This is a genomic window from Pseudoalteromonas sp. TAE56, from assembly GCF_000497955.1.
In the GTDB taxonomy this organism is placed as follows: domain Bacteria; phylum Pseudomonadota; class Gammaproteobacteria; order Enterobacterales; family Alteromonadaceae; genus Pseudoalteromonas.
Window position 1 is genome coordinate 1 of record NZ_AUTN01000003.1, and the last position, 7,993, is coordinate 7,993.

A 7,993-nucleotide genomic window follows, 5' to 3' on the forward strand; every position below is an offset into this window, starting at 1 on the left:
GGCGAGTTTAGAGGGGGCCCTGCGTATTATATTCAACAAGGTTTGGGTAGCCGGGCGTTTGCAATTGTGTTTGCTGCGTGTTTGTTTTTAGGTTACGGCTTTACGTTTAGCGCAATGCAAACGAACACAATTACCGACGCACTTAATTACGCGTTTGAAGTTCCTACATTTTATTCAGGCATGGTTATTACCGTGCTAGCCGGCTCAATTATACTCGGTGGCTTTAAAGCAATTGCCCGGTTTGCAGAGCGTGTTGTGCCAATAATGGGCATTGTGTTTGTACTTGCTGCGGTAATTATTACGATTATAAATTTCCCGCAAGTACCCGCCATGCTTAAAGATATATTTTTATCAGCGTTTGGTTTACAAGAAGCAGGCGCCGGTGCAATGGGCGCTGCCATTAAAAACGGTATTCAACGTGGTTTATATTCTAATGAGGCCGGTGCAGGTAGTGTGCCGCATGCTTCAGCAAGTGCCAGCCCAATACCTAATCACCCTGTAACGCAAGGTTACATACAAATGCTAGGCGTATTTTTCGATACAATAGTACTGTGTAGCTGTACCGCGGTGATCATTTTATTAGCCGATATAGACATAAGCGGTGAAATGGAAGGCATTCGTTTAACACAAAGCGCGATGACCGCTCATTTAGCACAAGGTGGTGTTTACTTTGTAGCAGCCGCTATAACCTTATTTGCTTTTACATCGGTAGTGGCAAACTACGCCTATGCAGAGAGCAACTTGCACTTATTTAAGCTCGACAACAAAGTAGGGCGCGGCATTTACACTTTGCTTTATTTATCAATGATGTTGTGGGGCGCATCGGCCACATTAAAAGAAGTCTGGGATTTAGCCGATATTGCCTTAGGGTTAATGACAGTGGTTAACGTTATCGCTATTATACTATTAACGCCGACTATTTTGTCTGTTACGAGCGATTACCACGCACAAAGAGACAAAGGTCTAGAGCCCGAATTTAAAGTAAAAGATGTAAAAGTACAGGGCAAATGCGAAGACGGCATTTGGGACTAGTTCAGCACACTTAACTATAAAAAGCGGTTTTATGGCAACATAAAGTCGCTTTTTAATTTGCATAAATATTCACTTTCAGTGTTGTAAAATAACAGAAGCAACCAAAATAAAAGGGCACAATTTTTTAGATGATCGAGATTCACGCAGGGAAAACAGCGGCTAAAATTATTAACGAACAGGGCTTTAAACCTGAACTTTTCACCTCTTTTTTAGGTGCAAGTGGCGGTCCTAAATGGTTTACATTATTTGGCTTAGATAAATATATTTTTGGTGAATTTTTTAAAAACCGCACCCAACCACTTAATTTAATTGGCTCATCTGCTGGCGCTTTTCGCTCTGCGTGTTTTGCACAAAACGATCCTGTTGCTGCGATTGAGCGATTAGCAAAATCGTATTCGCAAACCCGATATTCAAGTAATAAACCAACACCAAATGAAATAACAATAAAAGCGCGCGCATTACTTGAAGATGTTTTTGGCGACAACGGCGTCACCGAAATTATAAATAACCCAATATTTAAAGCGCACTTTATAGTAGCTAAATCGAATGGCTTTATTGCCAGCGAAAATAAATTAATACAGTTAATGGGTTTATCAAAAAGTTATATGTTAAACCGCGTTAACCGAAAATTATTAGGCTCGCAATATGAGCGTTTTATATTTGGCCCAGCAACAAGTGACTTATCAATTACCGACACCTACAATTTTAAAACGCAAAACATAGCGCTTACTCAACATAATTTAAAAGATGCGTTACTGGCATCGGGCTCTATACCACTTGTTATGCAAGGCATAAAAAATATTGCAGGCTCACCGCAAGGTATATATCGCGATGGCGGAATAATTGATTACCACTTTGATTTAAAAATTAATAACCCAGGACTTATTTTATATCCGCATTTTAATTCAGAGCCAAAAGCAGGGTGGTTCGATAAAAATTTAAAACGTAAAGTATCACCACTTAATTACGATAACGTGGTTATGATTACTCCATCAAAAGAATTTGTAACAAGTTTACCGTACGGAAAAATCCCAGACAGAAACGACTTTACCGATCTTGATGCAGACACGCGTATTAAATATTGGAATATAGTTTTTAGTGAAACAGAAAGGCTAGCTGAAGCGTTTGATAAAAAGTTAAAAAATGTTATTAATTTTTAAAAATAAAATATAGTTTTATTAGTTGCTATAAGAAGTCAGTTAACATAATTAATTTTAATCGTGTTAACTGACTTCTTATATAACATTTAACCCAAGCTTTTAAAGTCGTAAGAATAGATGTAAATAGTTATTTAGATATCTCTTCAATGTACTCCTGAAGTTTATTTTCAGCATTATCCTTACCAAATAGAATTTGGCAGACTTCATGTAAACCAGGATCTGAAAGAATATCTTCTTTTCTTACAACCAGTGAAATTTTAGAACGTCGACGTAAAAAATCACTGAGTTTAGTTATCATTTCCCGCTCAGCAGCGTGTTCAATTTCCACACGTAAGTACTCCGAATTCTTAATAAGGAGTTCGCCTTTTTCAGGTGCTTCACGAATTTTTTCTAGCATGTTAATCGCATTTCTGCCGTAACGTCTCCAAAACCGCTTACTAAGTACCTCTGTAGATGTTTTAGGTGTTAAACCATCCAAATTCATTAATTTTGCACGATGCATGAACTCATTTTTAACGGTGTCGTCAGGTTCACCGTACCATTTGTAATCTTCATAAGGTAACTTAATACCTAATCCAGTGACTAAATCAGCCACTTCATCGCCTACATTAATACAATCTGTTAGTTTTCCGCCAAAGATAGAAAGATATTTTTGATCACTATTTGTATCTATAGCGTGCTTGCGCGATAACTGCACCCAGTCAGCCTTACCATTACCGTCTTTTTTAATTGCTAATGGTCTAACTCCACAGCGCTCGGCTATAATATCATTTTTTGTAATTGGCTTTTCTAACTCTAATAATTTGTTAGCATTATCAAGCACAAAGTTTCGATCCTCATCAGTCACTTGTGAGTGCGGACTATGAACTTGTGTATCGGTTGTACCAATACACGTTTTTGGGCCCATGGGGATCACAAAAAACAACCGACCATCATCTGCAAAAAACGTCAGTACTTTGTTACTGTTAGTTATCTTATCAACAATAAGGTGAATACCTTTTGAAAATACATGGTGATGTGCTGTGGTTTGACTATTTGTATTGTTAATAGGATCAACAAATGGGCCTGCTGCGTTAATAATAACTTTAGAGCGGATAGTAAACTTCTCTTTAGACATCTCGTCTACTGCATTTGTAGTCCAAATATCATTAGAGCGAGTAGAGCCCTGCGAACTTACATAGTTAGCGGCAATACACCCATGGCTCATACTAGAGCGAATAAAATTGAAAACAAAACGAGCATCGTTATCCAATAAAAAACTGTCTGAATATTCAAATCCAGCCTCTACATTTTTTGTGTTAATGACTGGCTCTGATGATTTTATTTTTTTTGCATTGAGGTATCTAGGAGATTTAGTAAAAAAACGGCCCATAAACCAATAGAGAATAGTACCTAAATAAACAAAGAATGCCGGAAATCTAAAGCCTTTTTGGATACTTGTAAAAAAGCGAATTTCTTTAACAGTAGAAGGATAGCTACGCATTAAATGGTTTCTACTTTTACAAAGTTTATTAACCAAATTATATTCATGACTTTCTAAATATTTTATGCCACCCCAAGCTAAATTTGATGAGTTTGAACTAGTGAAACCAGCAAAATCACCTTTGTCTATCAAGGCAACTCTAGCGCCCTTAGCGGCTAAAGCAGCAGCAGATACAGCACCGTTAATACCCCCTCCAATAATCAAAACATCATAAATATCTTGAGGAAGTTTTTTAATATTGTTGTCTCTAAGTTGACTCATTTGTTGAATTACCTATTTTAATATCAAGCTATTTAGACCAGCTCAATTAAATTTAAAGTATTAATGTCCTAAACGGTATTTATCGTGCTATCAAAATTTATACTAGGCATGCAGGTAAGTAAGTATACGAGTAATAATAAAAATACTTTCGATATTTTTATTATTTAACTCAAGATTTGTTACCTAACATTTAAGTACTTGACACAAGTAAGCCTTCAAACGAAATAAAAAATTAATTGATCTGATTAACAAGGATGACCAAGCTACTGCAGATAACTATTGTATTTTAAGACTCTGAATAGCTATAACAGTACGAAGTTATTATTTACTTCGATTTTCTTTTTATTAAAAATAACATTTAATAACGAACATTTGCAAACATTAAAGTACATAAATGAAAATTAGTCTAGCTATATCAAACCCACCGTAAAGCAATAAAAAACTTAGGAGTTTAATTTTTTCCGCTATAGTTTTTTGACACCCCATTGAATCAATAGTTACTACGGCGTTTTGATATCCGATAAATCAAGCTAGGCTGAGCCAGTTGGAGGTTTATTGTTAGCTATCGTTATTTTTCTTGATACAACAGCTATTGTCGGCTGAAAAGCGCTTGTTATATCGATTGTATGTCTCTTTGGCTTCTTATCATTAAAGCCACAAATAGTTTTACCATCTATGGCTATAACGCCAACGTTTGTTGCTATATGTGCAGCCTGTGTCCAACGTATAAAGTTTTGTTGTAATATCTATCCTATTAAAAGCATGATCATTTTATCTTCTTAAATAACTCTCTACGTTAAAAATTATTAATAGCTGGCAGCATAGGGGCAGGAGGGAGAGCAATACAGGAAAATGCAGAGAGTAATTGGAGATAACAACTCTATGTCATAATTTTGCTTTGTTATCGCGCTATTTCCTCAGCGCTATAATAGATCACTAATTTAATACAATAGGTATGACTTTTCAGATGATATAGGTGAATAGTACCATCTATAGTGTTGTGAACTGGAAGACTACTTTCAAATAAGACATATTTTTCAAGCAAATCAATCTCATTATGAGCAACGTATTCAATGCTTTTCATCCATCTTCGGTGCAGAACACACCTACAACGAGAGTGAATAAAATAGCATGAAGATTATATTCGACTCTAGATTGCAGTTGTTCGTCGGATATTATTGAAAAATGTTCATCAAAAATTAATTGTATGGGACTTCTGCTTATCAGAAGCCTATTCGATCATGCTGTAGCTAAAATGGAAAGCTCATGATTTCCCCATGATGAGGGAAAATCTATTTAACTGTTATGTTAAGCTTTTACTGAGCTATATGCAGTTCGACATCGTGCTCATTGAGTAAAGTAAGTATACTTTCGGGTGGCTGAGCATCGGTAATAAAGTTATCTGCCTGCGAGATATTACCTAATTTTACCATCGCATACCGACCGAATTTAGAGTGATCTGCAGCAAGTAAAACTTTACGTGAATTTTCAATGATTGCCTGGGCTACGCGCACCTCACGATAGTCAAAATCAAGTAACGCACCATTTTCTTCTATGCCACTAATACCTATAATGCCAAAATCCATACGAAATTGTTTAATAAAATCCTCAGTGGTCTCACCAATAATCCCGCCATCTCTGTGCCTAACTTCTCCACCTGCGATAAGTACAGAAAAATCTTTCTTAACACCTAATATAGCCGCAACATTAAGATTATTAGTTACAACTTTCAAATTTTCATGACCAAGAAGTGCTTTCGCGATTGTTTCTGTTGTAGTGCCTATGTTTATAAATAAGGAAGAGCCATTAGGTATCATACGAACTACATGCTGTGCTATTTTTTGTTTAGCTTCTAAGTCCATGATTTTTCTAGTTTGATATGCTGTATTCTGAATGCTTGAAATGGCACTAGCGCCGCCATGATGACGTCTCAATTTATTTAAATTAGCAAGATAAGCCAGATCTCGTCTTATTGTTTGTGGTGTAACTTCATAATGACTTACTAGTACTTCAATAGAAATTGAATCTCTTTCTTTTAATAATTTTAGTATGGATTCGTGTCTTTGGTCTTGAGTCATTTTTTTCGCATTTTAAATTTAGTTAATAGTAAATTATAGGTTAAGAGCTAACAAATGAAAATCACATATAAATAATTATATATTAAAGTTGTATTTTTGTTGTATGTAGCAATTAATCCATGTAATAGTACAAAAACGAAAATAACCGAAAGTAAAAGTGAAAAAATAATGAATAACTATATCCTTTCAATTGATCAAGGTACGACTAGTTCTAGAAGTGTGCTATTTGATTTAAATGGTAATATTGCATACCTAGAACAACAAGAATTTGACCAGCACTTTCCAAAAGATGGTTATGTAGAACATAAACCAGAAGATATTTGGGCTTCTGTACAGCAAACAATGACAGCTGTAATGAAACACCTAGACCCTCAACACGATAAGGTTATTGCCATTGGTATTACTAACCAACGTGAAACGACAATAGTATGGGATAAAATTACTGGTGAGCCCGTTTATAACGCGATTGTATGGCAAGATAGACGTACGTCAGAGTTATGTAATGATTTAAGGGCCGCAGAAAAAGAAGAGTTAATTAGAAAAAAAACCGGCCTTTTAATAGACCCATATTTTTCTGCAACTAAAATAAATTGGATTTTAGAAAATTGTCCCGATGCTAGAGAAAAAGCAGAAAAAGGCGATTTAATCTTCGGTACTGTCGACACTTATTTATTGTGGAAATTGACAGGTGGAAAAGAGCACCGCACAGACGCAACGAATGCTTCGCGAACTATGCTCTTTAATATTCATACCCAAGAATGGGACGCGGAATTACTTGAACTTCTGAATGTGCCAATAGAGATGTTACCAGAAGTAATGGATTCATCAGATGATTTTGGCGTAACAGATGAACGCTATTTAGGTTACGAAGTACCTATTCTTGCAATGGCAGGAGACCAACAGGCAGCGTTATTTGGGCAAACTTGTTTTCAACCAGGAATGGCTAAAAGTACCTATGGTACAGGATGCTTTATGATGGTTAACACTGGCGATAAAGTACTTGAATCTGAAAATAGACTTCTCAGTACAGTAGCTTATAGATTAAATGGGAAACCAACTTATGCGCTAGAGGGGAGTATTTTTATTGCAGGTGCTGCAATTCAATGGCTTAGAGACGGTCTACAATTAATCCAAAAAGCTGAAGAAACAGAGTCACTTGCATGCAATACCTCGCTAGATCACGGTATATATATGGTACCCGCTTTTACAGGATTAGGTGCTCCTTATTGGGATTCTAATGCGCGAGGTGCAATTTTTGGCTTAACCCGAGATACGGGTATAAAAGAGATCGTAACAGCTGGATTACAGTCAGTTTGTTTTCAAACTAAAGACCTTCAAAAGTCAATGGAAGCTGATGGCGTAAGACCACAGGTACTAAGAGTTGATGGCGGTATGGTAATAAATGGCTGGCTTATGCAATTTTTGTCTGATGTTTTAGGAGCCGAAGTTGACCGTTCGACCATAAGTGAAACTACTGCTTTGGGTGTAGCTTACTTAGCAGGTCTAAAAGCGGGTGTATTCCCATCACTTGAATCATTAGCGACTAACTGGAATTGCGATAAACGATTTGTTCCTAACATGACTAAATCAAAACGTGATGAATTATATGCCGGATGGTGTAATGCGGTAAAAAAAGTACAAAGCGAATAATAAGCCACTTAACTATAAAACCATAGCAACATATCTATTAAGGTTTATTAGTGGAGACTATTTTTATGATATCACTACATACTCCAAGCGTAAAAATAAATAAGTTGATACTTATTTTATGGTAATTTTCAGCTGTAAAAAAGTTTCAAAATATTCATGGCTTATACTTATGCAATAGATATCATTATTGAGGGTGGTTTTATGTTTATAATTAATAAGGAATATTAAAATGTCACCTTTCTTAGCAGAAATACTAGGAACTGCACTGCTTATTTTAATTGGGGGCGGAGTTGTAGCCAATGACATACTAAAGAAAACACTAGGCCATG

General features: G+C 36.0%; 5 protein-coding genes. 3 read left to right on the forward strand and 2 right to left on the reverse strand.

Annotation, left to right across the window (positions count from 1 at the left end; all coding sequences use genetic code 11):
• Both L656_RS0100060 and L656_RS0100065 read left to right on the forward strand, forming a co-directional pair.
• Positions 1-1,032 (forward strand): alanine/glycine:cation symporter family protein (locus tag L656_RS0100060; protein ID WP_024597703.1); only part of this gene is annotated, 1,032 nt, incomplete at its 5' end.
• A 128-nt stretch (positions 1,033-1,160) separates the two neighbouring features.
• Complete coding sequence (locus L656_RS0100065) at positions 1,161-2,192, forward strand: patatin-like phospholipase family protein (protein ID WP_024597704.1); 1,032 nt, start codon at positions 1,161-1,163, stop codon at positions 2,190-2,192.
• A 127-nt stretch (positions 2,193-2,319) separates the two neighbouring features.
• Here L656_RS0100065 and L656_RS0100070 read toward each other — a convergent pair whose 3' ends face one another.
• Positions 2,320-3,936, reverse strand: a complete 1,617-nt coding sequence (locus L656_RS0100070; protein WP_024597705.1) for a glycerol-3-phosphate dehydrogenase/oxidase — start codon at positions 3,934-3,936, stop codon at positions 2,320-2,322.
• A 1,316-nt stretch (positions 3,937-5,252) separates the two neighbouring features.
• Positions 5,253-6,014, reverse strand: coding sequence for a DeoR/GlpR family transcriptional regulator (locus tag L656_RS0100075; protein ID WP_024597706.1), 762 nt, complete (start codon positions 6,012-6,014; stop codon positions 5,253-5,255).
• A gap of 168 nt (positions 6,015-6,182) precedes the next feature.
• Between L656_RS0100075 and glpK the strand changes: the two genes are divergently transcribed.
• The gene (glpK, locus tag L656_RS0100080; protein WP_024597707.1) at positions 6,183-7,664 is read left to right on the forward strand and encodes a glycerol kinase GlpK; all 1,482 of its coding nucleotides are present in this window, start codon (positions 6,183-6,185) and stop codon (positions 7,662-7,664) included.
• Positions 7,665-7,993 lie beyond the last annotated feature (329 nt).

What these genes read in the sequence shown, in the direction of transcription:
- L656_RS0100070 (WP_024597705.1), bottom strand. Translation starts at nt 3,936, where the DNA reads ATGAGTCAACTTAGAGACAACAATATTAAAAAACTTCCTCAAGATATT.
- L656_RS0100075 (WP_024597706.1), bottom strand. Translation starts at nt 6,014, where the DNA reads ATGACTCAAGACCAAAGACACGAATCCATACTAAAATTATTAAAAGAA.
- glpK (WP_024597707.1), top strand. Translation starts at nt 6,183, where the DNA reads ATGAATAACTATATCCTTTCAATTGATCAAGGTACGACTAGTTCTAGA.
- L656_RS0100065 (WP_024597704.1), top strand. Translation starts at nt 1,161, where the DNA reads ATGATCGAGATTCACGCAGGGAAAACAGCGGCTAAAATTATTAACGAA.